This window comes from Gordonia sp. SL306, from assembly GCF_026625785.1.
Classification (GTDB): domain Bacteria; phylum Actinomycetota; class Actinomycetes; order Mycobacteriales; family Mycobacteriaceae; genus Gordonia.
On the sequence record NZ_CP113063.1, the window covers coordinates 1547401 to 1573105 of the forward strand.

At 67.0% G+C, this 25705-nt stretch carries 22 protein-coding genes; 7 read left to right on the top strand and 15 right to left on the bottom strand.

Going from position 1 to position 25705, the window contains the following annotated elements:
- Genes OVA31_RS07015 through OVA31_RS07035 form a run of 5 tightly spaced genes read left to right on the top strand, consistent with a single transcriptional unit; the run spans position 1 to position 8526 of the window.
- Positions 1 to 3252: an FAD-binding and (Fe-S)-binding domain-containing protein gene (locus OVA31_RS07015; RefSeq protein ID WP_267630374.1), complete on the top strand. Its 3252-nt coding sequence runs from the start codon at positions 1 to 3 to the stop codon at positions 3250 to 3252.
- A gap of 2 nt (positions 3253 to 3254) precedes the next feature.
- On the top strand, positions 3255 to 4772 hold the full coding sequence (locus tag OVA31_RS07020) for an NAD-dependent succinate-semialdehyde dehydrogenase (RefSeq protein WP_267630375.1): 1518 nt from the start codon (positions 3255 to 3257) through the stop codon (positions 4770 to 4772).
- Positions 4773 to 4812: 40 nt separating this feature from the next.
- Positions 4813 to 6003 carry a M24 family metallopeptidase gene (locus OVA31_RS07025; RefSeq protein ID WP_267630376.1) on the top strand — a complete coding sequence of 397 codons (1191 nt, stop codon included), beginning with the start codon at positions 4813 to 4815 and terminating at the stop codon, positions 6001 to 6003.
- 41 nt (positions 6004 to 6044) lie between these two features.
- Complete coding sequence (locus OVA31_RS07030) at positions 6045 to 7295, top strand: PLP-dependent aminotransferase family protein (RefSeq protein WP_267630377.1); 1251 nt, start codon at positions 6045 to 6047, stop codon at positions 7293 to 7295.
- Positions 7296 to 7317: 22 nt separating this feature from the next.
- Entirely contained in the window at positions 7318 to 8526 is a 1209-nt protein-coding gene (locus tag OVA31_RS07035) for a M20 family metallopeptidase (RefSeq protein ID WP_267630378.1), read from the top strand.
- 104 nt (positions 8527 to 8630) lie between these two features.
- Here the strand turns inward: OVA31_RS07035 and OVA31_RS07040 are convergent, their stop codons facing one another.
- The 4 genes from OVA31_RS07040 to OVA31_RS07055 all read right to left on the bottom strand — a co-directional run bounded on the left by OVA31_RS07040 (position 8631) and on the right by OVA31_RS07055 (position 12754).
- Positions 8631 to 10013, bottom strand: coding sequence for an MFS transporter (locus OVA31_RS07040; RefSeq protein ID WP_267630379.1), 1383 nt, complete (start codon positions 10011 to 10013; stop codon positions 8631 to 8633).
- 84 nt (positions 10014 to 10097) lie between these two features.
- Positions 10098 to 10811, bottom strand: a complete 714-nt coding sequence (locus OVA31_RS07045) for a GntR family transcriptional regulator (RefSeq protein ID WP_267630380.1) — start codon at positions 10809 to 10811, stop codon at positions 10098 to 10100.
- 18 nt (positions 10812 to 10829) lie between these two features.
- A complete protein-coding gene (locus OVA31_RS07050; RefSeq protein WP_267630381.1) occupies positions 10830 to 11333 on the bottom strand; it encodes a DUF3830 family protein in 504 nt (167 codons plus the stop codon).
- Positions 11330 to 12754, bottom strand: a complete 1425-nt coding sequence (locus tag OVA31_RS07055; protein WP_267630382.1) for an amidase — start codon at positions 12752 to 12754, stop codon at positions 11330 to 11332. The genes OVA31_RS07050 and OVA31_RS07055 overlap by 4 nt, the downstream gene beginning before the upstream one ends.
- Positions 12755 to 12846: 92 nt before the next feature.
- On the opposite strand from OVA31_RS07055, the gene OVA31_RS07060 reads away from it, so the two are divergent.
- On the top strand, positions 12847 to 13587 hold the full coding sequence (locus tag OVA31_RS07060) for an aspartate/glutamate racemase family protein (RefSeq protein ID WP_267631433.1): 741 nt from the start codon (positions 12847 to 12849) through the stop codon (positions 13585 to 13587).
- Here the strand turns inward: OVA31_RS07060 and OVA31_RS07065 are convergent.
- The 8 genes from OVA31_RS07065 to OVA31_RS07100 form a co-directional block, all read right to left on the bottom strand.
- Positions 13550 to 14242, bottom strand: a complete 693-nt coding sequence (locus tag OVA31_RS07065; RefSeq protein WP_267630383.1) for a response regulator — start codon at positions 14240 to 14242, stop codon at positions 13550 to 13552. The two genes, OVA31_RS07060 and OVA31_RS07065, sit on opposite strands and share 38 nt — an antisense overlap.
- The gene (locus OVA31_RS07070; protein ID WP_267630384.1) at positions 14239 to 16818 is read right to left on the bottom strand and encodes a sensor histidine kinase; all 2580 of its coding nucleotides are present in this window, start codon (positions 16816 to 16818) and stop codon (positions 14239 to 14241) included. The genes OVA31_RS07065 and OVA31_RS07070 overlap by 4 nt, the downstream gene beginning before the upstream one ends.
- Positions 16819 to 16854: 36 nt before the next feature.
- Positions 16855 to 17487, bottom strand: a complete 633-nt coding sequence (locus tag OVA31_RS07075; protein WP_267630385.1) for a potassium-transporting ATPase subunit C — start codon at positions 17485 to 17487, stop codon at positions 16855 to 16857.
- A 4-nt stretch (positions 17488 to 17491) separates the two neighbouring features.
- A complete protein-coding gene (gene kdpB / locus OVA31_RS07080; protein ID WP_267630386.1) occupies positions 17492 to 19654 on the bottom strand; it encodes a potassium-transporting ATPase subunit KdpB in 2163 nt (720 codons plus the stop codon).
- 131 nt (positions 19655 to 19785) lie between these two features.
- Complete coding sequence (gene kdpA, locus OVA31_RS07085; protein ID WP_267630387.1) at positions 19786 to 21600, bottom strand: potassium-transporting ATPase subunit KdpA; 1815 nt, start codon at positions 21598 to 21600, stop codon at positions 19786 to 19788.
- Between the two features lies 1 nt (position 21601).
- A complete protein-coding gene (locus tag OVA31_RS07090; RefSeq protein WP_267630388.1) occupies positions 21602 to 21700 on the bottom strand; it encodes a potassium-transporting ATPase subunit F in 99 nt (32 codons plus the stop codon).
- Between the two features lie 372 nt (positions 21701 to 22072).
- Positions 22073 to 22474: a PPOX class F420-dependent oxidoreductase gene (locus tag OVA31_RS07095; protein ID WP_267630389.1), complete on the bottom strand. Its 402-nt coding sequence runs from the start codon at positions 22472 to 22474 to the stop codon at positions 22073 to 22075.
- A gap of 5 nt (positions 22475 to 22479) precedes the next feature.
- Entirely contained in the window at positions 22480 to 23235 is a 756-nt protein-coding gene (locus tag OVA31_RS07100; protein ID WP_267630390.1) for an Asp/Glu/hydantoin racemase, read from the bottom strand.
- 228 nt (positions 23236 to 23463) lie between these two features.
- On the opposite strand from OVA31_RS07100, the gene sigK reads away from it, so the two are divergent.
- Positions 23464 to 24069: an ECF RNA polymerase sigma factor SigK gene (gene sigK / locus OVA31_RS07105; RefSeq protein WP_267630391.1), complete on the top strand. Its 606-nt coding sequence runs from the start codon at positions 23464 to 23466 to the stop codon at positions 24067 to 24069.
- Between the two features lie 4 nt (positions 24070 to 24073).
- Here the strand turns inward: sigK and OVA31_RS07110 are convergent, their stop codons facing one another.
- The 3 genes from OVA31_RS07110 to OVA31_RS07120 are packed head-to-tail and all read right to left on the bottom strand — an operon-like array spanning position 24074 to position 25563.
- Positions 24074 to 24451, bottom strand: a complete 378-nt coding sequence (locus OVA31_RS07110) for a PPOX class F420-dependent oxidoreductase (RefSeq protein ID WP_267630392.1) — start codon at positions 24449 to 24451, stop codon at positions 24074 to 24076.
- 8 nt (positions 24452 to 24459) lie between these two features.
- Positions 24460 to 24900: a hypothetical protein gene (locus tag OVA31_RS07115; protein ID WP_267630393.1), complete on the bottom strand. Its 441-nt coding sequence runs from the start codon at positions 24898 to 24900 to the stop codon at positions 24460 to 24462.
- Between the two features lie 48 nt (positions 24901 to 24948).
- A complete protein-coding gene (locus OVA31_RS07120; RefSeq protein ID WP_267630394.1) occupies positions 24949 to 25563 on the bottom strand; it encodes a DNA-3-methyladenine glycosylase I in 615 nt (204 codons plus the stop codon).
- Positions 25564 to 25705: the final 142 nt, after the last annotated feature.

The following is a 25705-nucleotide window of genomic DNA, read 5'->3' on the forward strand; positions in this document are numbered from 1 at the left end:
ATGACACATGCCCCCACCGCCGGCGGTACGCAGACCGATGTCGCCGGAGACCTCGACGCCCTCGGCGTCGAGGTCGACTCCTCGTCGCGGCGTCTCGCGGAGTACTCCTACGACGCCTCCAACTACCGGATCCGTCCGGTCGCCGTGGTGTTCCCCCGCGACGCCGACGATGTGGCGCGCACGGTGTCGTACTGCCACAGCCATCGCATCCCCCTGATCCCGCGTGGGGGCGGCACCTCGATGGGCGGCAACGCCATCGGCCCCGGCATCGTGATGGATCTGTCCCGGTACATGAACCGGGTTCTGTCGGTGGACACCGAATCCGGGACGGCCGTCGCGGAGTCCGGCATCGTCCTGACGACGCTCGCGGCGCAGGCGCGCGCCGCCACCGACGGCCGCCTCACGTTCGCGCCCGACCCGTCGTCGGCGTCACGGGCCACTCTGGGCGGGGCAATCGGCAACGATGCGTGCGGGAATCACTCTGTGCGCCACGGCCGTACCACCGATCATGTCGAGGAGCTGTTCCTGGTCACCGCGGACGGTCGGCGCCTGACCGCCACCCGTCACGGCATCGAGGCGACGGACCACGCCGACGAAGCTGCGGTCGAGCGTGCTGCGGAGCTCACCCGCCGCCTCCGTGACCTCGCGGCCCGACACATGGCGATCCTGCGCACCGACCTGGAGACCATTCCCCGTCAGGTGTCCGGATATCACTTGGCGAAGCTGTTGCCGGAGAACGGCTTCGATGTGGCCCGTGCACTCGTCGGCAGCGAGGGGACCTGCGCCGTCGTGGTGGGCGCGCGGGTCCGGCTGGTACCGGTCGCCGCCTCGCCACTGCTGATCTGCGTCGGCTATCCGACCGTCAGCGACGCCGCGCGCGACATCCCGGCGATCCTGCCGTACGCGCCGTCGGCGGTGGAGGGCATCGACCGCAAGATCGTCGCGACGATGGCCGCACGCCGTGGTCGCGAGACCGTTTCCGCGCTACCCGGGGTGGCCGACCGCGACTGCACCGCATGGCTGTTCATCGACATCGACGAGCAGAGCGCCACGCGCAAGTCCGAGACGGACGTCGGTGCAACCGCGAAGCTGCTCCTCGACGACCTCCGCTCGCGGGGGCGGATGATCGCGGGCACCACGGTTCCCGATCCGGTTGCGCGCAAGACACTCTGGCGCGTACGCGAGGACGGCGCGGGTCTGTCGTCTCGGCTCGCCGATCCCGACGACGAGAGCGTCGGCGCCGACTACGAATCCTGGCCGGGGTGGGAGGACGCCGCCGTCGCCCCTGAGCGGCTAGCCGATTACCTCGACGAGTTCACCGACCTCCTCGACCGCCACCACCTCACCGGGGTGATGTACGGGCATTTCGGCGCGGGCTGCATGCACGTGCGGATCACCTTCGATCTACGCAGCGCCGAAGGGCGCGCCGTGATGGACGGTTTCTGCACGGACGCAGCACGACTCGTGGTCGCGCACGGCGGGTCACTGTCCGGCGAGCACGGCGACGGACGCGCGCGATCCGCGCTGCTGCCCATCATGTACACACCGGCGATGCTGTCCACCTTCGCCGAGTTCAAGCAGATCTGGGACCCGCAGGGCACGCTGAACCCGGGTTCCATCGTCGATCCACCGCCGATCACCGACGATCTCGCGCTCGCCGGCGTCCCACCGCGCACCTGGCCGACCATGTTCCAGCTCGGTGTCCCCGGTCCGTCCGCCCCGGGTGCCGCGCCGGAACCGCCCGCACCGCCGGCACCGGGCGCTCCCGGAAAAGCGCCCCAGAAAGGCGCCCTCGGCACGTCCGCGGATGACATTATGTCGACGGCGGCCCCTCAGCGGGCGGATTTCGGGGGCGGTTTTCTGGAGATCAGCGAGATCCCTCGAGGCGCACACACAACCTCGCCGGACCCGTTCGTTCACGCGGTCCAGGGCTGCATCGGCGTCGGCCGCTGTCGCTCCACCTCCGGCGGAGTCATGTGCCCGAGCTATCGCGCCACCCGCGACGAGAAAGACTCCACCCGCGGACGCGCGCGCGTCCTGCAGGACATGGTCCGAACCGCACCGGATGTCGAGACCGGCTGGCAGTCAACCGATGTCGCCGAGGCATTGGATCTCTGCCTCTCGTGCAAGGCATGCTCCACCGACTGCCCCACGGGTGTGGACATGGCCACCTACAAGTCCGAGTTCCTCCATCACCACTACCGCGGTCGCCGTCGGCCGATGTCGCATTACTCGCTCGGGTGGATGCCCGCATGGCTCGGTGTGGCGGGCACCCTGGCGCCCGCGATCAACGCGGCGTTGAAGAGTCCGCTGCGCCGACTGGCCGCGCGCACCGGAGGCCTCGATCCGCGACGCAGCATGCCCCGATTCGCCACCCGGCGTGATCGCCGCACACATCTGCGGGCCTTGGCGCCGGTCACCGCGGCCACCGACACGGTGCTGTTCGTCGACTCGTTCACCAAGGCGTTCCGCCCGCACGTCGCCACCGCCGCCGCCGAAGTACTCGGGTCGACGGGCGACGCGGTCGGGTGCAGCGCCGACAACTGCTGCGCCCTCACCTGGATCTCCACCGGCCAGTTGACCCATGCCCGCAAGGTGTTGTCGCGGACGGCCGAGCACCTCGACGACGGCACGGACCGCCCGATCGTGGTGCCGGAACCCAGCTGCGCGGCGGCCCTCCGCAAGGATCTGCCGGAATTGGTGCAGACCGATGCGGCGCACCGGGTGTCGTCGCGGGTGCACAGTTTCGCCGACCACCTGTCCCGCCTGGTGGAGGCAGGCTGGCGGCCCGAAGGCCTGCCCGAAGCCGTCACGCTGCAGACCCACTGCCACGAGCACGCGGTGTTCGGCGCGACCACCGGCGCCGCGGTCCTGCAGTCGCTCGGCGTCGAGGTACACACCGCCGACGGATGCTGCGGCGTCGCCGGCAACTTCGGCTTCGAGCAGGGACACTACGAGGTCAGCGTGGCCGTCGCCGAGCATGCGCTCGCCCCGGCACTGCGCTCTGCGCCCGATCGACCGGTGATCACCGACGGTTTCAGCTGCGCCATGTCCGTCGACCACCTGACCGCCACCGACCCGGCCATCTCCTCGACAGGCCTGCACATCGCCGAGCTCCTCACCCGCGGAGCCACCACCCCCCGACCGCCGACAGCAACCGAGATCCCGCCGACAGCAACAGAAGATCCGCCGACGGAAACCACCGCCGAGCCCACCGACCCAACCGAGCCCACCGACCCCGAAGGAGCGTGACCATGACCGCCACCATCTCCCCTACCGCTGCCGCCCAGGCGATCGCGCGCATCCACACCGACCTCTTCATCGACGGCCGATGGTCGCCGGCCGCGTCCGGTGCCACCTTCACCGTCGAGAACCCGGCCACCGGTGAGGCGCTCGCCGAGGTCGCCGACGGCAGCGCCGACGACGCGCGCCGCGCCCTGCAGACCGCTGCCGATCACCAGGCCGCGTGGGCCGCGACATCCCCCCGGTCGCGCAGCGAGATCCTCTACCGCGCCTACCAACTCATCATCGACCGCACCGACGAGATCGCGTCCGTGATGACCGCCGAAATGGGTAAGCCCTTCGCCGAGGCACGCGGCGAGGTCGCCTACGGCGCCGAGTTCTTCCGCTGGTTCGCCGAGGAGGCCGTGCGCATCGGGGGCGACCACACCATCACCGGCGACGGCGCCAACCGGGTCGTCGTGAGCAAGCAGCCCGTCGGCCCGTGTGTCCTCGTCACACCCTGGAACTTCCCGCTCGCCATGGGGACCCGCAAGATCGGGCCCGCGGTCGCCGCCGGTTGCACGATGGTCTTCAAGCCGGCCGAGCTCACCCCGCTCACCGCTCTGCTGCTCACCGAGATCCTCGCCGAGGCAGGTCTTCCCGACGGCGTGCTCAACGTCGTCACGACCTCCGATCCGAGTGCCGTCGTCGGTGAGTGGATGACCTCGGGCAAGGCCCGCAAGGTCAGCTTCACGGGCTCAACCGAGGTCGGCAAGATCCTGCTCGGACAGGCCGCCGGTACGGTGATGCGCACCTCGATGGAGCTCGGCGGCAACGCGCCGTTCATCGTGTGCGCCGACGCCGACGTCGACCGTGCCATCGAGGGCGTGATGGTGGCGAAGATGCGCAACATGGGGCAGGCGTGCACCGCTGCCAATCGGATCTTCGTGCACCGTGCCGTAGTCGACGAGTTCACCGAGAAGTTGAGCGCCCGGATGGGCAGCCTCGTCGTCGGCGACGGCAGCCAGGACGGCACACAGGTCGGTCCGCTCGTCGAGGAGAAGGCCGTCGACAAGGTGACCACCCTCGTCTCCGACGCCGTCGAGCGTGGCGCCCGTATCGCCTGTGGCGGCGAACGTCCCGACGGCGCAGGGCATTTCTACCCGCCGACCGTGCTGACCGACGTCGACCCCGCCGCCGACCTCATGCACACCGAGATCTTCGGGCCCGTCGCCGCGATCATCCCGTTCGGGACCGACGGCGCCGACGCTGCCTCGGGTTCCTCCGACGACGACGAGGTCCTCCGGCTCGCCAACGACACGCCCTGGGGCCTGGTGGGCTACCTCTTCACCCGCGACATCGACCGCGCCGATCGGCTGTCGACCCAGCTGGAGGTCGGTATGGTCGGCGTGAACACCGGACTCGTGTCGAACCCGGCGGCGCCCTTCGGTGGTGTGAAGCAGTCGGGTCTCGGGCGCGAGGGCGGCCGCCTGGGGATCGAGGAGTTCCTGGACGTCAAGTACATCGCCCGACCCATCCCGACGCCGTAGTCGCCGTCCCCACCCAGATCAACCAGACAGGAGACACCGGATGTACCTGGGCGCTCAGCTGTTCACCGACAGCGAGTACGAGCAGCGGCTGACCCGTGTCCGCGAAATGATGGACCGGCAGGGACTCTCGGCGATCATCGTCACCGATCCGGCGAACATCTTCTATCTGATCGGCTACAACGCGTGGTCGTTCTACACCCCGCAGATGCTGTTCGTGCCGATCGACGGCGAGATGGTGTTCTTCGCCCGCGAGATGGATGCGCATGGCGCACACCGCACCACGTGGCTCGGCGAGGATCAGATCGTCGGCTACCCGGAGAGTTACGTGCATCGTCCGCATGTCCATCCGTTCGACTGGGTGGCCTGGGCACTGCGCCAGCGGTTCCTCATCGCACCGGCCTCCAAAGGCTCGGTCGGGCTGGAGATGGACTCACACTTCTTCTCCCCCAAGGCCTATCGCGCGCTGTACAACGCGATCCCGGAGTGGAAACTCGTCGACAACTTCGAGTTGGTCAACTGGGTGCGGTCGGTGAAGTCCGATGCCGAGGTGCAACTCATGCGACAGGCGGGGATGGTCTGTTCGGAGGCCATGCGCGCCGCGATCGACACCATCGATGTCGGTGTGCGCCAGTGCGATGCCGCCGCGGCCATCTCGCAGGCCCAGATCACCGGAACCGACGACTTCGGCGGTGACTACCCGGCGATCGTGCCGATGATGCCGACCGGCGCGGCAGCCGACACGCCGCATCTCACCTGGCATCAGGGCACCTTCGTCGAGGACGAGGCCGTCGTCATCGAGCTGACGGGCGCTCACAAGCGCTACCACTGCCCGCTGGCCAGGACCGTGTCGCTGGGGAAACCGTCGAAGGATCTCGACTACGTCGCGAACGCGACCGCAGAGGGTCTCAACAACGTGCTCGACACCATCCGCCCGGGGGTGGCGACGCGGGAGCTCGCCTCCACCTGGAACTGGACCCTCGCCAAGTACGGGCTGGAAAAGCCCTCGCGCCTGGGATATTCGATCGGCATCGGCTATCCCCCCGACTGGGGTGAGCGCACCATCAGCATCCGGACCGAGGACGAGACGGTCCTCGAGACCAACATGACCTTCCACATCGTCTGCGGAATGTGGATGGACGACTACGGTTTCGAGCTGTCCGAGTCAGTCCGGGTGAGCCCGACCGGCGTGGAGACGTTCACCAGCTTCCCACGCGAACTGATCCGCAAGTAGAGATCCATGAGCCCCAGCACCGATGAATTGAGGTGACCACGATGACCGCCACCACCGAACCCACCACCCACGATCTGCGACGATCGGCGCCCACCCTGCCACTGGCCGGACGAGCCAAAGACCTGGTCGGGTCGATGATCGATTCGTCGACGTCGCTGCTGGCATCGCAATCCCACGACATCGTGCGGTTCGCGATGGGCTCGCCTGCCGACGAGGCGGTGCCGGCGGACGAGTTCCGGCAGATCGCAGGCGAGATCCTCGACAACTCGTCGTTCACCTACGGCGCCACCGAAGGCGAGCCACGCCTGTTACAACTGCTCGTCGACTATCTCGCGACCACTCCGGACCCGTCGAGCCATGAACGACTCGTCATCACCACGGGCGGCATGCAGGGACTCGACCTCGCGTGCAAGCTCTTCGTCGATCCCGGCGACCTGGTGATCGTCGAGTCACCGACCTACACCAACGGCAGCGCGACAGCCCTCTCCTACGGCGCACAACTGCTCGAGGTCCCGGTCGACGAGGACGGCATGCAGGTCGACGCGCTGGAAGATCTCGTCGCGCACACCCGCCTGACCCCCAAGGCGATCTACACGATCCCCACCTTCCAGAACCCGTCCGGCGTCACATTGTCGGAGGAACGACGACGCGAACTGCTGCGGCTGGCCCATCAGTGGGGCTCGATGATCATCGACGACGACCCGTACGGGCTGCTGCGGTTCGCCGGCACCGACATCCCCACGTTCCAGACGCTGAGCCCGCAGGACCCGCTGGTGTTCTCCGTGCGCACGTTCTCGAAGATCCTCGCACCGGGCTGGCGGGTCGGCTGGGTCGACGCCGACCCATCGTTGCGGCAGTTGCTGATCAACGGCAAGCAGGCCATGGACACCTGCACCAACGTGCCCAATCAGCACATCGTCGCGGAGTACATCGCGCGTGGCGGCCTGGAGGATCATCTGGCCGGGATCCGAACCCTCTATCGGGAGCGCAAGGAGGCGATGATCGACTCCATCCGCCGGCACCTCGGCGACCGCGTCGACACCACCGACCCCGAGGGCGGCTTCTTCCTGTGGGTGACGCTGCGCGAGGAGTTCGCCGAGATCGACACCCGCGAATTGTTCGAGGTGGCCCTGGCCGATGGAGTGGCCTTCATCCCGGGTCCCGCGCTGTCGCCCGGCGGCAGGTTCCGCAACGCACTACGCCTCTGCTTCGCCTCGAGCACCCCGGAGCGGATCGACGAAGGTATCCGCCGGTTGACCACGAGCCTCGAGAAGATGGCTCATACTCCATGAGTGATCGAAGCACGACGAACGGATGAAAGGTGATGCGGTGTCGCTGACCGAGGCAGAGGCCGGCGTACTCTCCCACATCAACGCCGACACCATCGCGATGCTCACGGCGTCGCTCGTGGAGGCCTCGAGCGAGAACCCGGGCGGTACCGAGGGTGCAGCGGTCGACGTGCTCCAGAAGGCCTGTCGCTCGGCAGGCTTCACCGTGAGCACCCACGATGTGGCGGCCGAGCGCCCCAATCTCGTGGCGACGCTCCCGGCAGGCGACGGCCCCGGTCTGATGGTCCTCGGCCACTCCGACGTGGTGCCCGCGGGACCGGGCTGGACCTCGGATCCGTATCGCCCGCGGTTCGCCGACGGACGGATCTACGGCCGGGGTACCACGGATATGAAAGGTGGTCTGGCCGCGGCGGTGATCGCGATGCAGGCGCTGTCGCACGCGCCGGCCTACGGCGCGGAGCTGTCGGGTCCAGTCCAGCTCGTCTGCACCGTCGACGAGGAGGAGCACGGGATCGGCGTCCGCGATTTCGTCACCCGCCGTTCGGAGCATCTGTTCGCGGGCTGCATCGTGGCCGAACCCACCGATCTGACCGTCGTCCGTGGGTGCCGCGGCGCCTCCTACATCGAGATCGACATCACCGGCCGCGCTGCGCATTCGGGCCGTCCGGCCGACGGTCGCAACGCCATCGAGGCTGCGGCGTCGATCGTCGATCTCATCCGGTTCGATCATCACCAGCTCGCGATGGACGCCGATGACCTGCTCGGTTCGGGAACCTGGAACGTCGGAACGATCGAAGGCGGACAGGGCATCTCGGTGGTCGCGCCGACGTGCCGTCTCGGCATCGATCGGCGCCTGATGCCGGACGAGGACCCGCACCACATCGCCGAGCGTCTGCGCGCGGCGATCCGGGAGTCGGCCATCGACACCGACGGTGTCACCGTGGACGTCCGGGTCACCATGGAGATGCCCGGATTCGCAACGCCCGCCGACCATCCGCTGGTGGCGACCACGGTCTCCGCGGTCACCGACGGCGGGCGGGCCACGTCGGTGGGCGGCTGGAGCGCGGCCTGCGACGGCGGATTCGTCCACCGCGACCTCGGGATTCCGGCAATCGTCTTCGGACCGGGCGACATTCACGCCGAGGCGCATCAGCCCGACGAGTCGGTGCTGATCGCCGATCTGGTGAGCGCCGCACGCGCCTACGCGCTCACCGCGCTACGCCTCCTGCACTGACACAACAGTTCCCGCTCCCCCGTTCCGTTCCTGCGTACTCGATCGAATGCGCGGGAACGAAATGAGGGAGCGGGAACCGTTGTCAGTGCGCGGTTACCGTGCGGCTACGGCTTCATGCCCTGCAGCATGCTGAAATCGTTCTCCTTGCTGGGGATCTCCGTGCCACGGATCGAGCAGCCCGCCGTCTCCTTCAGGAACACCATCGCCACCAGTCCGATCGCGCAGGCGCCCATCATGTACACCGCGGGGAACAGATTCCACCCGGTGTTCTCGACGACGGCGTCGTTCACGAGCGGGGCCGTGCCACCGAACGCAGCGGTTGCCACGTTGTAGGAGATCGCGAAGCCCGCGTACCGGACCTGCGTCGGGAACATCGCCGGGAAGGTCGCCGAGATGGTGGCCAGCTGCGGTATGTAGAGCAGGCCCAGGATGACGAAACCGACGATCGCCCAGGCGAATCCCTGACCCATGAGCCAGTAGAGCGGCAATGCGAGGATGAACAGGCCGATCAGCGACCCCCACCACATCGGTTTTCGGCCGGTGGAGTCGGACCAGCGCCCGAAGAACGGGATCATGGCCATCATCGCCACCTGCCCGACGAGCACGACGACGGAACCCGACGTCTCGGACAGGCCGATCGTGTTCTTCAGATAGCTCGGCTGATACGCCAGCAGCGTGTAGTTCACTACGTTGAGCGCGATGACCATCCCGAACATCACCAGGATCGGGTGCCAGTAGTTGGTCAGCAGATCCTTGAATCGGGTCCAGGCGGAGCCCTTGATCTCGTCTTCCTGCTCGAGCTCCTGGAACACCGGGGTGTCCTCCATCTGCGACCGCAGATAGAGACCGATGAGACCCATCGGCAGAGCGATCAGGAACGGGATACGCCAGCCCCAGGTCTGCATCTGCTCGTCGCTGAGCAGCAGCTCGAAGAGCAGAACGATCGCCGTACCGGCGCTGAAGCCGGCCAGGGTGCCGAACTCCAGGAACGAACCGTATCGCCCGCGCTTGTTGTCCGGGGCGTATTCGGCCATGAACGTTGCGGCACCGCCATATTCACCGCCGGTGGAGAAGCCCTGAATCACCCGCAAGAGGATGAGCAGGATGGGCGCCCACACCCCCGCGACCGCATGTGTCGGCAGCACGCCGATCAGCGCCGTGGCGCCCGAGATCAACAGGATCGTCATGGCCAGAACCGATTTGCGACCGATACGGTCGCCGATCGGTCCCCAGACCATCCCGCCGAGTGGACGCAGCACGAAGGAGATCGCGAAACCCAGCATGGTTCCGATGCTTCCGAGGTCACCGGGAAAGAATGCCTCGGTGAGATATGTCGCGGTGGCGGCGTAGACGCCGTAGTCGTACCACTCGGTCGCATTGCCGATGGCGGATGCGCCGATGGCCTTGCGGAGCAGGGATCTGCCCTCCGGGGACTCCGGATCCGGGGCGAGTTCTTCATACGTCGCCGGTGAGGATGCCTCAGTCATCTGTGCCTTCCTGAAGGAATTCGTTCGGCCAGTTGTCTTCTAGCTCAACTCACATCGGTGGATAGAGATCGGTGAAGCAGTGGATCAGGCGGTCGAGATGGCCCCCGATGACTCGCCTGCACCGACCAGTCGGTGCAGACCATCCTTCATGTGTTCGATCATCAATGTGTCAGCCGCCGTCGCGTCCCCCGACGCTATGGCGTCCACCAATGCCTGGTGCTCGTCGATCCGCTCCTTCCCCGATGAATACGTCCCACGCATAGCGCGCAAGCACATCCGCGTTTCCACCAGAATAGTCTCGTGGAGACGTGAAAGTCGCTGACTATGCGCATGTTCCACCAGAATCTGATGAAACTCCATGTCCGCCTCGGCCATTTCGGCACCGTTGGGATCGTCGATGAACCCACGCATCCGCGACACTGCGGCATTGAGGTCGTCGATGGCCGCCCGATCCCCGCTGACGATCACCTGTTCGATGGCCGCCCGCTCGATCGCCGTCCGCGCCACATACATGTCGCGGATGTCGTCCTCCTCCATCGACACCACGAACAATCCGCGGTTGCGGTGACTGACCAGCAATCCCTCGGCCGTCAGTCGCTGCATCGCCTCACGCAACGGTCCGCGGCTGACCCCGAGGTCGGCCGCGAGACCGGACTCGGTCAACTGCGAGCCAGGCGGGAAGTTACCGCTCGCTATCGCGTCGTGCAACTTCCGGGCGATGATCGCAGGTGTCGACTCCTGCACCAGTGGTGTCAGAATCCTCTTCCGCCCTTGGCTCTTGTCCTGCGAAACACTCATCGACATTACCTCTAGTTCTTACCCTGATGCACGCGCATAGGACAGTACTTCGCCCCGGGCACCGCCCATCCAGACGTCGTTGCAGGCCGCGGCGAACTCGTCGAGGCCGGAGACAATGGTCGCGAAGACGTTGCCCGGAACCCACCCGACATCGCCATTGACCAGCAGGTTGTTGCGTCCGTAGAACACCGCGAGATCGATGAGCATCTGATGCTCGCCCGGCGCGGAACCGGACTCGTACCCATACGCCGGATTGGTCAGAACTCCGTCAAAGGTGAAGTAACAGAGGTCTCCCGGAATGGGCGTCACGGTGGTGTTCTCCGGCCCCGGCTCAGCCGGGGCGAACGATGGAAGTAACGCGTAGATCTCATTTCGGGCAAACTTCCCGTGATACACCTGTCCGCCGAGCGGCAGCGCGTCCCACACCGCGGCAGCGGTGCGCGGCGCTTCGTCGTCGAGCAGGCGTGCCACGGCTGTGACGTCACGCTGCTCGAGGCGGACGGAGATGAACCGGTCGGTCATCGAACTCCTTCCAGGGTGGCGAATCGCGCCACGGATTCGTAGGCCGCTGCGACACGCAGGACCATGTCGTCGTGATGTCGGGCTCCGACGATCTGCAGTCCGGTGGGCAGACCCGCCCCGTCGTCGATGTCGTCGAATCCACTCGGCACCGTGATGGCGGGCTGCCCGGTGAGATTGAACGGATAGGAATACGGTGTCCACGACGTCCAATCGGGACTCTCGGAGTGTGCCGGAACATCAACGCCCGCTTCGAAGGCCACCGTCGGCATCGTCGGGGTGACCAGCACGTCGAACTCCTCGTGCAGCTTCCCCGTCTCCACGCCCATCGACATCCGCAGTGCGGTGGCGTCGAGGTAGTCGGCGGCAGTGAAACCGCTGTGCCGCAACAGAGCCTGCCGGAGTCCGGGATCGATCTTCTCCATCCCCCCGGGCCCGAACGCGCGCACCACCATCTCCGCCCCGCTGAACCACAGGATGTGATAGGCCCACGCCGGGTCCTCCCACTCGAGGTCCACCACGGTGACGTCGGCGCCGAGGTCACGAAGGGCAGCCACTGCGGCGTCGGTGTTCCGTTGGACGGCAGGATCATTCGATCCGAACCCGAGTGTGGAACTGTATGCGATCCGCACGCCGGCGAGGTCTGCCGGCGCCCGCGCCAGCAGGTCGGCCGTGCGCCGCGTCGGAGTGGGCATCGCCGACCAGTCACGCGAGTCGAAGCCGCTGAGCACGTCGAGCATGGCCGCGCAGTCGCCCACCGTTCTGGTCATCGGGCCGGCATGGGCGAGCGTGCCGAACGGGCTTGCCGGGTAGAGCGGGATGCGGCCATACGTCGGTTTGAAACCCACGATGCCGCAACAGGATGCCGGGATGCGAATGGAGCCACCACCATCGGTGCCCACCGACAGCGTGCTGAGGCCCGCGGCGACCGCGGCCCCGCTCCCGCCACTCGAGCCGCCGGAGGTTCGGTCGGTGTTCCACGGATTCCGCGTGACGCCGCACCGAAGGCTGTCCGTGACTCCCTTCCACCCGAACTCGGGAGTGGTCACCTTGCCGAGCAACACGGCACCCGCCTCACGCAGTCGCGCGACCGCAGGCGCATCGACGTTCCAGTCGAGGTCGTCGGGTTCGATCAGCTCCGAGCCACGCAGGGTCGGCCATCCGGCCGTCAGCAGGAGGTCCTTGATGCTGACCGGGATGCCGTCGAGGGGCCCCAGGGGCCGGCCGGCGGCGTACCGCTGCGCCGAGGCGCGTGCGTCGGCGAGGGCCGAATCCGCGTCGACCAGGCAATAGGCGTTGATCGCGGCGTTCCCGGCCCCGATCGCGTCGAGGTGTTCGGCTGCCACCTCCACCGGCGACAATTCGCCGGAGGAAAAGCCGGACACCAGGTCGGCGGCGCTGAGCCAGCGGGCGGTCGTTTCCATCGGTTCCTTCGGCAAATCTCGGTGTTCTTGGTAGATTGTTGACAATCTACTCGGGAGGTGAACGGGTGACAACCAGAACGCCCACAGTCGTCATGCTGTATCCAGGACACGCCGCGGAGGACGATTACCCGCTGGCCGAGAGCGTCCTCGGCGGTGCGGCGTCGTTGCCGGTGATCATCACCGACATCGAGTCCGACGACCACACGGTCGAGGCGATGCGTGCGGTCGGGACCGGGCAACGACTTCTCGACGGGGCCCGGCAGGCCGCGAGACATCACCCCGATGCGCTGATGTGGGCCTGCACCTCCGGCAGCTTCCTGTACGGCTGGACGGGCGCGCACGAGCAGGTCGCCGAGATCTCCGATGCCACCGGACTCCCCGTGTCCTCGACCTCGCTGGCCTTCGCGGGCGCGTGCCGGGAACTCCAGGTCACCTCGGTCGCCGTCGCGGCGACGTATCCGACGGCCGTCGCCGACGGATTCAGCGCGTTCCTCGCCGATGCGGGCGTCGCGGTGGTGTCCGCGGCGGCGCACGACATCGAGACGGCGACCGAGGCCGGCTCCGTCGACGGCGACAACCTGTTCGAGATGGCCAGGGCTGTCGACACCGACGACGCGGAGGCGATCCTGCTGCCCGACACCGCGTTACACACGATCGGATGGATCGACGACCTGGAACAGGACCTGGGCAAACCGATCCTGACGGCCAATCAGGTCACCATCTGGCAGGCACTTCGGCTGGTCGATCGACAGGTCCGCGCCGAGGGACTCGGCCGGCTCTTCCGCGACGTCGGCGTCACCGCACGAAGCGGTATCCCATCCCCGATTCGGTGAGGAGGTTCTTCGGGTTCGTCGGGTCGTCCTCGAGTTTGCGACGCAGACTGGCCAGGTAGACCCGCAGATAGTTGGTCTGCGTGACATACGTCGGACCCCATACAGCGGTGAGGATCTCTCTCTGTCCCACCAGCTTTCCTTCGTTGCGGACGAGGATCTCGAGAATCCCCCACTCGGTCGGCGTCAGGTGCACCGGCGCTCCGTCCCGTGTCACCGACTTCGCCGCCAGGTCGACGACGAACCCTCCTGCCTCGACGACCGGGGTCGCGGACCCGTCGACCGAGGCCGCGCCGCGTCGTACTGCTGCACGAAGCCTGGCCAGGAACTCCTCCATGCCAAAGGGTTTGGTGACGTAATCGTCTGCGCCTGCATCCAGTGCGGCCACCTTGTCGGCCGCGTCGGTCCGGGCCGAGAGCACGATCACCGGGACATTCGTCCATCCCCGCAGGCCTTCCAGAACGGTCAGGCCGTCGAGGTCGGGCAGGCCCAGGTCGAGGACCACGACCTGTGGGTCCGTGCGTGCGGCGGCCGTCAGAGCGTCGGTTCCGTTCGACGCCGTGGTCACCGCGAATCCCCGGGCGTTCAGATTTATCCGCAAGGCGCGCAGCAGTTGTGGCTCGTCGTCGACCACCAGCACCCGGACGTGCGCGCTCATCGGGCCGCGTCCGCGTCGATGCGATCGGCCGACATCGGTAGCGAGACCACCATCGTGGTCCCTCCGCCGGGCGTCTCGGCCGCCTCGAGGGTTCCGCCGATCGCGGTGACGAAACCGCGTGCCACCGACAGCCCGAGCCCGACCCCCGACGACGCACCGTTCTGGTCGCCGTACTGGTGGAAAGCGGTGAACACCCGCGCACGCTCGTCGACCGGGATGCCCGGTCCGTGGTCGACGACCCGGATGACGCACCAGGGACCGCCATCTCCGATCCCGTCGGGTGGGGTGGGCCCCGCCGACGACTCGTTCGCGCTGCCGATCCCCGCGGTCACCGACACCTCACCGCCGCCATGACGTACCGCGTTGTCGATAAGATTGGCCAGCGCCCGTTCCAGTAGCCCCGCATCGGTGTAGGCCCACGCCTGTTCGAGTTCCACCGCGACATTGGGCGAGTCCGGATCCCGCCGGTACACGGCAGCCATCGCGCGGTGCACGACCTCCGCCAGGTAGGTCCGATGCAGTTCAGGACGCACCGCGCCCGCCGCGAGTCGGGAGGAGTCCAGCAGATTGCCGACGAGTGCGGCCAGTTGATCCACCGATTCCTCGACGGTGGCGAGAAGTTCCGAGGTGTCCTCGGCGCTGAAGGTGACATCGGTGCTGCGCAGACTCGAGACCGCGGCCTTCGCCGCCGCCAGCGGCGTGCGGAGATCATGACTGACCGCCGACAACAGGGCACGCCGCAACTCGTCGGCATGCGCGATCGCGCCCGCCTCGGCTGCCTCGGCCTCGAGCTGATGTCGTTGGACGGCACCGGCGGCCTGGGTCGCGACCGTGGTCAGGACCCGGCGATCCCGACCGCCCAACTTCGGTCCCACCAACCATAATTCGTACTCCCCGCCGGGTACCGGGCAGATCGTCACGGCGTCGTTCTCGACGATCGGTGCGTTCGCCCCGACATCCGAGGCCACCTCGATCACCCCTCGGTCCCGACGGCGGATCAGCGCCACGCCCTCCTGGTCGTAGGTCTCGCGGACCCGTTCGAGCAGACCGGGCACGTCAGCACCGCCGAGTACGGCGCTGGAGAACAGTGACAATAGCTCGGCGTCCCGCCCGGCACGCTGCGCCTGAACGCGTCGTGTCGCGGCCGAGTCCACCAGTGCGGCAACGGCGATCGCGATGACCAGCATCACCATGATGGTGATCAGGTTGTCCGGCTCGTCGATCGTGAACGTGAAGCGGGGGTTGGTGAAGAAGTAGTTGAGGAGCAGGCCCGACACCACCGCCGACAGTGCCGCAGGCCCGATGCCGCCGAGCAACGACACCGCCAGCACCGCGACGAAGAACAGGGCCGACTCGCTGGCGAACCCTAGCCAGCGGTCGAGCCAGGCGAGAACCCCGGTCACCACCATCGGGACGACGACCGCGGCCAGCCAGCTCAGCGGGCGATGAAAACGCGTGTCGCGGATGTCGAGGCGGTTGCGTCGACGCGTCTCCTCGTGCGTGACCATGTGCACGTCGATGCGACCGCTCTCGCGAACCACGCTGGTGCCGACGCCTTCGTCGAGGATGCGCTGCCACCGCGGCCGCCGGGAAGTACCCAGGACGAGCTGCGTGGCGTTCACCCCACGTGCGAAGTCCAGCAGCGTCGCCGGGATATCGTCGCCGACGACGGTGTGGATCTTGGCACCGAAGCCGGCGGCGAGCTCGCGAAGGGCCGCCATGTCGAGGGGGACCGGATCGGCGAGCCCATCTCCACGGACGACGTGGACGGCCACGAGGTCGGCGCTGGATCGGGAGGCGATCCGGCTCGCGCGGCGCAGCAACGTCGACGATTCCGGTCCCCCGGTGATGGCGACGGCCACTCGCTCGCGAGTTTCCCAGGTATCGGTGATCGCATGTGCCGCACGGTAATCTGCCAGATTGTCGTCGACCTGATCGGCCAGCCACAGCAGTGCGAGTTCACGCAGCGCCGTCAGGTTCCCCTGCCGAAAATAGTTCGACAGTGCACCGTCGATCCGTCCGCCCGGGTAGACCTTGCCGGCGATCAATCGTTGCCGGAGCGCCTGCGGCGCGATGTCGACGAGTTCGATCTGATCCGCCGCACGGACGACGTCGTCGGGCACGGTTTCGCGCTGGGTGATCCCGGTGATCTGCGCGACGACGTCGTTCAGGCTCTCGAGATGCTGGATGTTGATCGTCGAGAGAACATCGATACCGGCGTCACGAAGCGCTTCGATGTCCTGCCAGCGCTTCGTGTTTCGCATTCCCGGCGCGTTGGTGTGAGCGAGTTCGTCGACCAGTGCGACCTGCGGCCTGCGCGCGAGGACCGCGTCCAGATCCATCTCCGCGAGAAGGGTGCCCCGGTGCTCCACGTCTCGTCGGCTGATGACCTCGAAGCCCTCGACAAGTGCCGCCGTGGCCACCCGTCCGTGTGACTCCACCACGGCGACAACAACATCGACACCCTCGTCGACGAGCCCACGGGCAGTGGCGAGCATCTCGAATGTCTTGCCGACGCCCGGAGCGCAGCCGAGGAAGACCTCGAGACGTCCCCGGGCATCACCTGCCGCGGCCATGTCGACCAGTGTATCGGCCGGCGACCCGATCGCGGGTCATCGGTGACATGACGGTGCCGTGCGACCGAGCGCGAGGTTGACCTTCATGACGTTGACCCGCGACTCACCCAGGAAGCCCCACTGCCGTGCGCTGGTGTTCCGGTCCACGATTGCTCGCACCTGCTGCTCCGACAAGCCGTTCGTGCGGGCGATCCGCGGCACCTGCACGGCCGCATACGCCTGACTGATGTCGGGATCCAGTCCGGAGCCGGAACCGGTGACCGCGTCCGCGGGGACGGCGGACGGGGGCACGCCCTCGCGTCGAGCGATGATGCTGCGCCGTGCATCGATCCATGCCTTCAGATCCTCATTGCCGGGCCCCTTGTTGCTCGCGGCCGACGCGGCCGGATCGCCGGGCGCCATCGGGTTGTCGGCGGAGCCCAGTACCCGCGCATGCAGATAGGGATCCGGCTGCCCGGCAGGCACGTGTGGATCGACACCGATCAACGACGAACCGATTGCGCACCCCCGCGCATCGACGAGTTGGGAGCCCTCTGCGGAGCCGGCACCGACGCGTGAAACCGCCCACACCGCAGCCGGATAAGCAACACCGAGCAGCACCGTCAGCGCGAGGAGCACTCCGACTGCCGCGACACACTGGCGCGTGAGACCTGACACGACCGTTTTCACCGGACTACCCCATTCCCGGGAGAAGACGTACGACGAGGTCGATCAGCCAGATCCCGAGGAACGGTGTGATCACTCCCCCGACGCCGTAGATGAGCAGATTGCGGCCAAGCAATCTCGATGCCGATGACGGGCGGTAGCGGACGCCGCGCAGCGACAATGGGATCAGGGCCACGATGATGAGCGCGTTGAAGATGACCGCCGAGACGATCGCCGACTGTGCCGAGTGCAACCGCATGATGTTGAGCGCATCCAGCTGCGGATAGATGCCACTGAAGAGCGCAGGCAGGATGGCGAAATACTTGGCGAGGTCGTTGGCCAGCGAGAACGTGGTCAGCGCGCCACGGGTGATCAGCAACTGCTTGCCGATCGCGACGACGTCGATCAGTTTGGTCGGATCGGAGTCGAGGTCGACCATGTTGCCGGCCTCTTTCGCCGCCGACGTGCCGGTGTTCATCGCCAGCCCGACGTCGGCCTGGGCGAGCGCGGGAGCGTCGTTCGTGCCGTCCCCGGTCATCGCCACCAGACGGCCGCCGGACTGCTCGGCACGGATCAGTGCCAGCTTGTCTTCCGGCGTCGCCTCCGCGACGAAGTCGTCGACCCCGGCGTCCGCCGCGATCGCCTGCGCGGTCAGCGGGTTGTCGCCGGTCACCATCACCGTCCGGATGCCCATCGCGCGCAGTTGCGCGAATCGTCCGGCCATCCCCGGCTTCACCACATCCGACAACCGGATCACGCCGAGCACGCGCGGCATGCCCTCATCCCCGCCGACAGCAACCTGTTCCCCGCCGACAGCACCGTGTTCCTCGCCGACAGCACCGTGTTCCTCGCCGACAGCAACCTGTTTCCCGCCGACAGCACCGCGGACTGCCACCACCAGAGGCGTTGCGCCCGCCGACGACACCAGCTCCACCTGCTCGTACACCGCAGGGGGAACCGTCCCACCATGGCCGCGCACCCACCGCACGACGGCGTCGGCAGCACCCTTGCGGTACTCGACCGTGCCGCCACGTCCGTGCACGTCGATGCCGCTCATGCGGGTCTCCGCGGTGAACGCAACCGCCTCGTACTCCGGATGCTCACGCGAGCGTGCGGCAGCCGCCGTCCCACCGTCGATCGCCTCTATCGCGTGGTCGTGGATGCAGAGGTCGACGATGCTGCGACCCTCTGGGGTGTCGTCGGCGAGACTGCACCGATACGCCACCTCTGCGAGTTGTGCGGTCTCCACACCCGGCGCACCGATCAGCTCGGTCGCCCGCCTGTTGCCGAATGTGATGGTCCCGGTCTTGTCCATCAGCAGGGTGTCGACGTCGCCTGCCGCCTCCACAGCCCGTCCCGACATCGCGAGCACGTTGCGCTGCACCAAACGGTCCATACCGGCGATCCCGATCGACGACAACAGGGCCCCGATGGTCGTCGGGATCAGGCACACCAGCAACGCGATCAGCTTGATCGGATCAGGCGATTGCCCGGCATACTGCTGCATCGGGCCGACCGCGACGACGGCGAGCAGGAAGATGATCGTGAGACTCGTCAGCAGAATGTCGAGCGCGATCTCGTTCGGTGTCTTCTTCCGAGAGGCGCCTTCCACCAACGCGATCATCCGGTCGACGAAGGTCTCGCCGGGCGCCGTGGTGATCTTGACGATGATCCGATCCGACAACACGACGGTACCTCCGGTCACCGCGGAGCGGTCCCCGCCGGATTCCCGAACCACCGGGGCGGATTCGCCGGTGATGGCGGATTCGTCGACCGTGGCGATCCCCTCGACGACGTCACCGTCGCCGGCGATCACCTCACCCGCCTCGACGACGATGAGATCGCCGATCCGCAACCCGCTACCCGCGACCTCGACGGTGGACCCGTCCACACCGAGTCGGCGGGCCATGGTGTCGCGCTTGACCTTCCGCAGGCTGTCGGCCTGCGCCCGGCCACGTCCCTCGGCGACCGCTTCCGCCAGGTTCGCGAACACCACCGTGAACCAGAGCCACACCGTCACTGCCCAGGAGAACCAGCTCGGTTGCCAGATCGCCAGTGCAGTGGTCACGATCGCACCCAGATAGACGACGAACATCACCGGATTGCGCGCTTGGGCACGAGGTGTGAGTTTCCGGACGGCCTGCGGGATCGACGCGATCAGTTGGCGGGCATCGAACGCTCCGGTCGTCACGAGGTCCGCCGAGTGTCCCGCGTCCTCCCCGGCCGAGCCATCCGCCCGCCCGTCCTCCGGCCGCCCGTCCCCTGAGGAGCGAGCCTGCGAGCCCCTCGAAGGGTCCCGATCAGTCTCCAACACAGGATGATTCACAACACTGCCTCCGCAATCGGTCCCAGCGCCATCGCGGGGAAGAAGGTGAGTCCGGCGACGAGCAGGATCGTGCCGAGGAGCAGCACGCCGAACAGCGGGCCATGGGTCGGAAGTGTCGACGCGCCGGGATCGGCGGTTGTGGTCGATGCCTCGGTCCGGGCGAGAGTCATAGTTGCGACACCGTGGTCACTCACCGGCGTGCCGGGCTCGACCGACTCACCGGTCACGACGACGCGATCACCGACGGCGACGTCCCGCGATCGTGGACGCTGCATGGCGAGCCGTCCCGACAGCGCGAGCACGAAGATGATCGGCAGAAAGCGGCCCAACAGCATCGCGAGACCCAGGGACGTCTGGAACCAATCACTGGTCACCGTCAATCCGCCGAAGGCACTGCCGTTGTTGTTCGCGGCCGAGGCGTACGCGTACAGCACCTCGCCGAACCCGTGGATCGACCCCGGTGTGCCCGGATCGCCGCTGTTGCCCTGGAATCCCGTGGTGGATCCGAGGATCACGGAGACCGCGGTCCCGGAGAGAACCAGCGCAGGCATCACCAGGACGTACAGCGCCGCCAGGGTGATCTCGTGTTGTCCGACCTTCTTGCCCATGAACTCCGGGGACCGCCCGACGAGCAGCCCGCCGACGAACACCGTGATCACCGCCAACACCAGGATGCTGTACAGACCGGCTCCCACACCACCGGGCGCGACCTCGCCGAGCAGCATGTTCCAGATCAACGCGCCGCCGCCGGCCGCGGAGAAACTGTCGTGTGCGGAGTTCACCGCGCCGGTCGAGGTTCCCGTGGTCGAGACGGCCCACAGGGCTGATGCCGGGATTCCGAACCGCTGCTCCTTGCCTTCCATCATCGCGCCCGCCGCGTTCGATGCGACTCCGTCGGTACGCGATTCGAACATCCACACGACGGTGAGCATCGCCGCCCAGATCGCCGCCATCACGCCCAGCAGGGTGTGCCCTTGACGCCGGTCGCCGACCAGCGTGCCGTAGGTCCGGGTGAGACACACCGGGATCACCAGCAGCGCGAGGATCTCCACGACGTTGGACAGCGGTGTCGGGTTGGAGAACGGATGTGCCGAGTTGACCGACAGGGTTCCACCACCGTTGGTCCCGAGTTCCTTGATCGCCTCCTGCGACGCGAACGGCCCGAGCATGCTGTGCGCCTGCTGCCCGTCGAGCGTGGTGAAGTCGAAGCCGGTCCGCAACGATTGGACCGCACCCTGAGTGAGCAGGATGATTGCGACGATGATGCTCAGCGGCAACAGGATTCGGACTGTTCCGCGCACCAGGTCGACCCAGAAGTTGCCGATCTCGCCACTGCCTCGTCGGTTGACGATGCCACGGATGAACGCGATCGCCACGGCCATCCCGACCGCAGCCGACAGGAAGTTCTGCACCGCCAGACCGAGCATCTGAGTGAGATTGCTCATCACCACCTCAGGCGAGTAGGACTGCCAGTTGGTGTTGGTGACGAACGAGATCGCCGTGTTGAAGGCCATCGATGGCGAGACGCCCGCCTTGCCGTCCGACCAGGGCAGCACCCCTTGAACCCGTTGGAGGGCATAGAGCAACACGAACGAGATCAGCGAGAAGGCCAGCACCGCGAGGGCGTATCCCACCCAGGTCTGTTGCCGGCGCGGGTCGATCCGACCGGTTCGGTAGAGGAGACGTTCTCCCCCCAGATGGCGATCCGAGTCGTACACGCGCGCCATGTAGTCCCCGAGGGGGACATACAGGGCGCCCAGCACGATGACCACCATCGCCAGCTGAAGCAGGCCGGCAGCTGTCACGGACACGTCAGAACCTCTCCGGGACGATGAGCGCCGCCAGCAGGTAGACGACGACCGCGGCGGCCAGAACGACGAGGAGTACGTTGATCACTCCATCGGCGGTCATCGGCTCGTCCTCGCGTCGATACCGCGCACGGTCAGCAGGCACACCACGAATCCTGCGATCGCCGCGAGCAGATACAGCACGTCAGCCACTTCCACTCCACTCCTGTGTCGATGCCGCGCAGCACTTTCTGCGCAGTCGCGCTTCACAGGATCACTCTCGATCGCAGCCGGCGACAGAACCCTTAACGGAATCCATACGCCCGGAACCCACTTATTGACGGCGCATAAGCGCACCCCCTTACGCACCCCCCAAACGCACCCCCTTACGCAGCCGCGACGGTTCCCGTCATCCGCGACGGCATTCAGGGGGCGCGGATGACGGGAACCGTCGCGGCTGCGTAGGGGGGGCGCGTGAGGGGGTGGGGGGTGCGGGTCAGGGGGCGGGAGTTATGGAGAGTCCGACCGTGCCGCTCTTGCCGCGGCGCAGGAGGCTCCCCTTGACCGTCAGCCACCCGAGAATCCCGTACTTGCCGATGATCAGGCCGCGGACCTTCTCGGTACCGGCGTCGTCGAGGATCTCGGCGGTGCCGTTCACCGCCACGCCGGTGGTCTTGCGACCCCGTGCATCGCAGGCCTGTACGACGACCCGCGGATCGCGGCGGATGCGTTTGACCTTCCACGAATCCGCGGCGGTCCACATCGTCAGTTGCCCGCCGTCGATCGCCGCCCACAGCGGCGTGGCCACCGGCGTGCCGTCCTTGCGGAAGGTGGTCAGCTGCACGTACTTGGCCTGCGCCGCCTCGCCGAACGGCGTCTGCGAACTCTGATCGGTCACATGGGTCAGGCTACCCGGGCGAACAACGATTGCCCGTCGTTGACCGACAGCGACTCCGCCGCGACACCCGCTTCGGACAATGTCGCCCACGCCGTGACCTGGTTCGCCGACAACACCGGCTTGCCCAGTTCGGCCTCCATCACTCCCAGGATGTCGTAGGTCCAGAGGTTGGTGCAGGACACGAACACCGCGTCGGCGTCGGGGTGGTCGGCGGCGCGGATCAGATCACAGGTCACCGCGTACGGAATGGTCCAGATCTCGTGATCGCGCCCGAGCCCCGATTGCGCGACGACGCTGCGCCCGGACTCGGACAGGAAGTCGCAGAGCAGTCCGGTGAGTGCCGAGGTGTAGGGCGTGGCCACCGCGATCCCGCCGATTCCCATCATGTCCAGAGCGCGGACCAGGGCCTCTGAGGTGGTCACCGCGGCAGGCGCACCGGCCGCCAGCATGCAGTGGGAGAGTTCCTGCGCACCGGCCATGCCATAGACAAAGCTCCCCGAGGCACATGCGTACCCGAACGCTCGCGGCTCCACCGCCAGCACGCTGCGTACCGCTGCGGCGATCTCGGAGTGATTGTTCAGGTCGCGGCAGAGGTCGACGTCGACAGGAGCGTCGAGAAAACCGGTCCTGGTGAAGTACAGCGACACCGAGTCGGGCATCCACCGCCACAGCTCGCGGTCGAGAGCCATGTCGAAGGGACACACCATCCCGATGCCCACCTGCTGTTGCGGTGGGTTACCTGGGAATTCGACCGGTTTCATGCTCGAATAATGACATATTGTCAGATTGTCAACAATCCAGTTTCGATGACATTTGTGTTACCGACATCGGTGCAGTTCATTCAGGGTTCGCAGAACTCGGACAGCGCCGAACCCGCCGTCGTTACTTCGCCGTTATCGACGTTGCGATCCGGTCGCGGATCCGGTCAGCGCCTCGGCGCCCCGCGCCTGCGCTTCCTACTGTCGGATGTGACCGAGGGAGGACTTTCGATGACCGTCCTCGACGAGTGGACCCCGGCGGAAGAAGCGGCCCCCGCCGACGATGACGTGCTCGACGAGCTGCCAGACCTGTTGTCCCGCATCGCGAATTCTGAACACGACGCTTTCGCCCGGTTCTACGACCTCACCACGGATCGGGTGTACGGCCTGGTGCTGCGCGTCCTGCGCGATCCGGGATACAGCGAGGAGACCACCCAGGAGGTCTTCCTCCATGTGTGGCGGCACGCAACGGATTTCGACGGTGCTCGTGGATCGGCGCTGTCATGGCTGCTCACACTGGCACACCGACGAGCGGTCGACCGCGTCCGGTCGGAAACCGCACTGGCGCGGCGCACCATGACGTACGGGGTCGCGGCCACGCCCATCCACTACGACGAGGTGAGCGCGGCCGCCGAACTCCGCGACACGCAGCGGCTGGTCACCCGGACACTCGGCGAGTTGTCACCGCTCCAACGGGAATCGCTGGTCCTCGCCTACTATCAGGGCTTGTCCTACCGCGAGGTCTCCGAGCGACTTTCGGTCGGATTGCCCACGGTGAAGGCGCGCATCCGGGACGGCATGGCCCGCCTGCGTGCGATGCTGCCGGACGTCGCCTGATCGTTCACGGCACCCCGAACGCGATGACGCGGACGGGATGTACCCGGATCAGCGCGTCATCCATCCCCGACCGGTTCCCCGTGCCGCCGATCACCTGCTCGCCGCGCCCCCGGATCTCCACCATGCGCACGCGCCACGGATCGAACGACGCGATGTCGTCGACGACGAAGGCCACCCGGTCGTTTCGGGCGAGGTTACGGAACTTCCGGCTCTGCCTCAGGTTCCAGCCACCGATGTCGATGGTGCCCAATTCGCGATTGATCCGGAAGCCGACCGGACTGTTCTGTGGCGCACCATCTTTGTCGACGGTGGCCAGCCGACCGAGCCGCTGCGACGCGAGATACTCGAGGATGTCGGGGTTCATCAACTCGGACTCGTTCATCGTCGGCCTCATCGCGTCGGCAGCGTATCCACGATCGGCGTGTTCTGGGCGCCGGCCACCCACCATCGCCCCGCTCGCTCGATCAGCACGTACATCGCCATCTCGGAGAAACCGCCGTCGATCGCGTGCCGTCCGACCTGTGCGACGACGACTCCCGGCGCCGGCGCGATCGCCTGTGCCACCTCGAACCTCGACTCGGGCGCCACCTTCGCGGGCATCATCTGCCGGTGGATGGCGTTCAGTGGGGCAAAGCCCTGGAGAACTCGGCCTTTCGGAGTTCCCCAGAGGATGTCGTCGGCGAACATGTCGTCGTAGGTGTCCGCGGACGCCCCGTCGAGACCACCGTGCAGATGGTCGAGCAGTTCGCCGACCACCGTCCCGACATCGACGGTCTCGTCATGGAGCCCGGGGCGACTCTCCCGCCCGGATTCGATCACTGAATTGGTCATGGTCGTGACGCTAGGACCTCAAGTTCAGTTGAAGTCAAGCAGTGCAAGTCAGGCGTTGCCCGTGCGCGCCGGGCGACGGACCGACGACCGGGCCTTCGCCACTCGGGGACGGATGACGCAATCCTGCGCGTGGTCGTTGACGATCCCACTCGCCTGCATCAGCGCGAACATGGTGGTCGGGCCGACGAACTTCCAGCCGCGCTTCTTGAGGTCCTTCGACAGCGCGACGGATTCTGCCGAGGTGGTCTGGGACTGCGGTTCGGGTTCGGCTTCCGGTTCGTATCGCCAGAAGAACGCCGACAACGACCCCTCGCTCTCGATGAGTTCCTCCGCACGTCGTGCGTTGTTGATGACCGCCTCGATCTTGCCGCGGTGACGGACGATCCCCGCATCGGTGAGCATCCGTTCGACGTCGGAGTCGGTGAACCTCGCGACCTTCTCGATGCCGAACCCGGCGAAGGCCGCACGGAAGTTCTCGCGCTTGGTCAGGATGGTGCGCCAGCTCAGGCCGGACTGGAAACCCTCGAGCGCCACCCGTTCGAAGAACGCGTCGTCGCCGTCGAGCGGAAATCCCCATTCGCCGTCGTGGTAGGTCGTCTCCGGTTCGACGCCTGCCCACCCGCACCGCGTCAGGCCGTCGTCGCCGGTGGTCACAAAGGCCATGGGCCCTCCTCGGTTCGATCGCCAATCGCACCCTACCGCCGGCCTCCGACAGTCGTGCCGACCGCGTATCCAGGCCAACGGAGCGCCCACCGCCGGCCGAGTAGCGGCGAACGGAGTGAGCCGCGTATCGAGGCCCACCTAC

Excerpts from the sequence above, each read along its gene's own strand:
- OVA31_RS07040 (WP_267630379.1), bottom strand. The coding sequence starts at position 10,013 with ATGACTGAGGCATCCTCACCGGCGACGTATGAAGAACTCGCCCCGGAT.
- OVA31_RS07100 (WP_267630390.1), bottom strand. The coding sequence starts at position 23,235 with ATGAAACCGGTCGAATTCCCAGGTAACCCACCGCAACAGCAGGTGGGC.
- OVA31_RS07110 (WP_267630392.1), bottom strand. The coding sequence starts at position 24,451 with ATGAACGAGTCCGAGTTGATGAACCCCGACATCCTCGAGTATCTCGCG.
- OVA31_RS07050 (WP_267630381.1), bottom strand. The coding sequence starts at position 11,333 with ATGACCGACCGGTTCATCTCCGTCCGCCTCGAGCAGCGTGACGTCACA.
- OVA31_RS07060 (WP_267631433.1), top strand. The coding sequence starts at position 12,847 with ATGCTGTATCCAGGACACGCCGCGGAGGACGATTACCCGCTGGCCGAG.
- OVA31_RS07120 (WP_267630394.1), bottom strand. The coding sequence starts at position 25,563 with ATGGCCTTTGTGACCACCGGCGACGACGGCCTGACGCGGTGCGGGTGG.
- OVA31_RS07065 (WP_267630383.1), bottom strand. The coding sequence starts at position 14,242 with ATGAGCGCGCACGTCCGGGTGCTGGTGGTCGACGACGAGCCACAACTG.
- OVA31_RS07015 (WP_267630374.1), top strand. The coding sequence starts at position 1 with ATGACACATGCCCCCACCGCCGGCGGTACGCAGACCGATGTCGCCGGA.
- OVA31_RS07030 (WP_267630377.1), top strand. The coding sequence starts at position 6,045 with ATGACCGCCACCACCGAACCCACCACCCACGATCTGCGACGATCGGCG.
- OVA31_RS07115 (WP_267630393.1), bottom strand. The coding sequence starts at position 24,900 with ATGACCAATTCAGTGATCGAATCCGGGCGGGAGAGTCGCCCCGGGCTC.
- OVA31_RS07055 (WP_267630382.1), bottom strand. The coding sequence starts at position 12,754 with ATGGAAACGACCGCCCGCTGGCTCAGCGCCGCCGACCTGGTGTCCGGC.
- sigK (WP_267630391.1), top strand. The coding sequence starts at position 23,464 with ATGACCGTCCTCGACGAGTGGACCCCGGCGGAAGAAGCGGCCCCCGCC.
- OVA31_RS07020 (WP_267630375.1), top strand. The coding sequence starts at position 3,255 with ATGACCGCCACCATCTCCCCTACCGCTGCCGCCCAGGCGATCGCGCGC.
- OVA31_RS07035 (WP_267630378.1), top strand. The coding sequence starts at position 7,318 with ATGAAAGGTGATGCGGTGTCGCTGACCGAGGCAGAGGCCGGCGTACTC.
- OVA31_RS07025 (WP_267630376.1), top strand. The coding sequence starts at position 4,813 with ATGTACCTGGGCGCTCAGCTGTTCACCGACAGCGAGTACGAGCAGCGG.
- OVA31_RS07090 (WP_267630388.1), bottom strand. The coding sequence starts at position 21,700 with ATGACCGCCGATGGAGTGATCAACGTACTCCTCGTCGTTCTGGCCGCC.
- OVA31_RS07070 (WP_267630384.1), bottom strand. The coding sequence starts at position 16,818 with ATGGCCGCGGCAGGTGATGCCCGGGGACGTCTCGAGGTCTTCCTCGGC.
- OVA31_RS07045 (WP_267630380.1), bottom strand. The coding sequence starts at position 10,811 with ATGAGTGTTTCGCAGGACAAGAGCCAAGGGCGGAAGAGGATTCTGACA.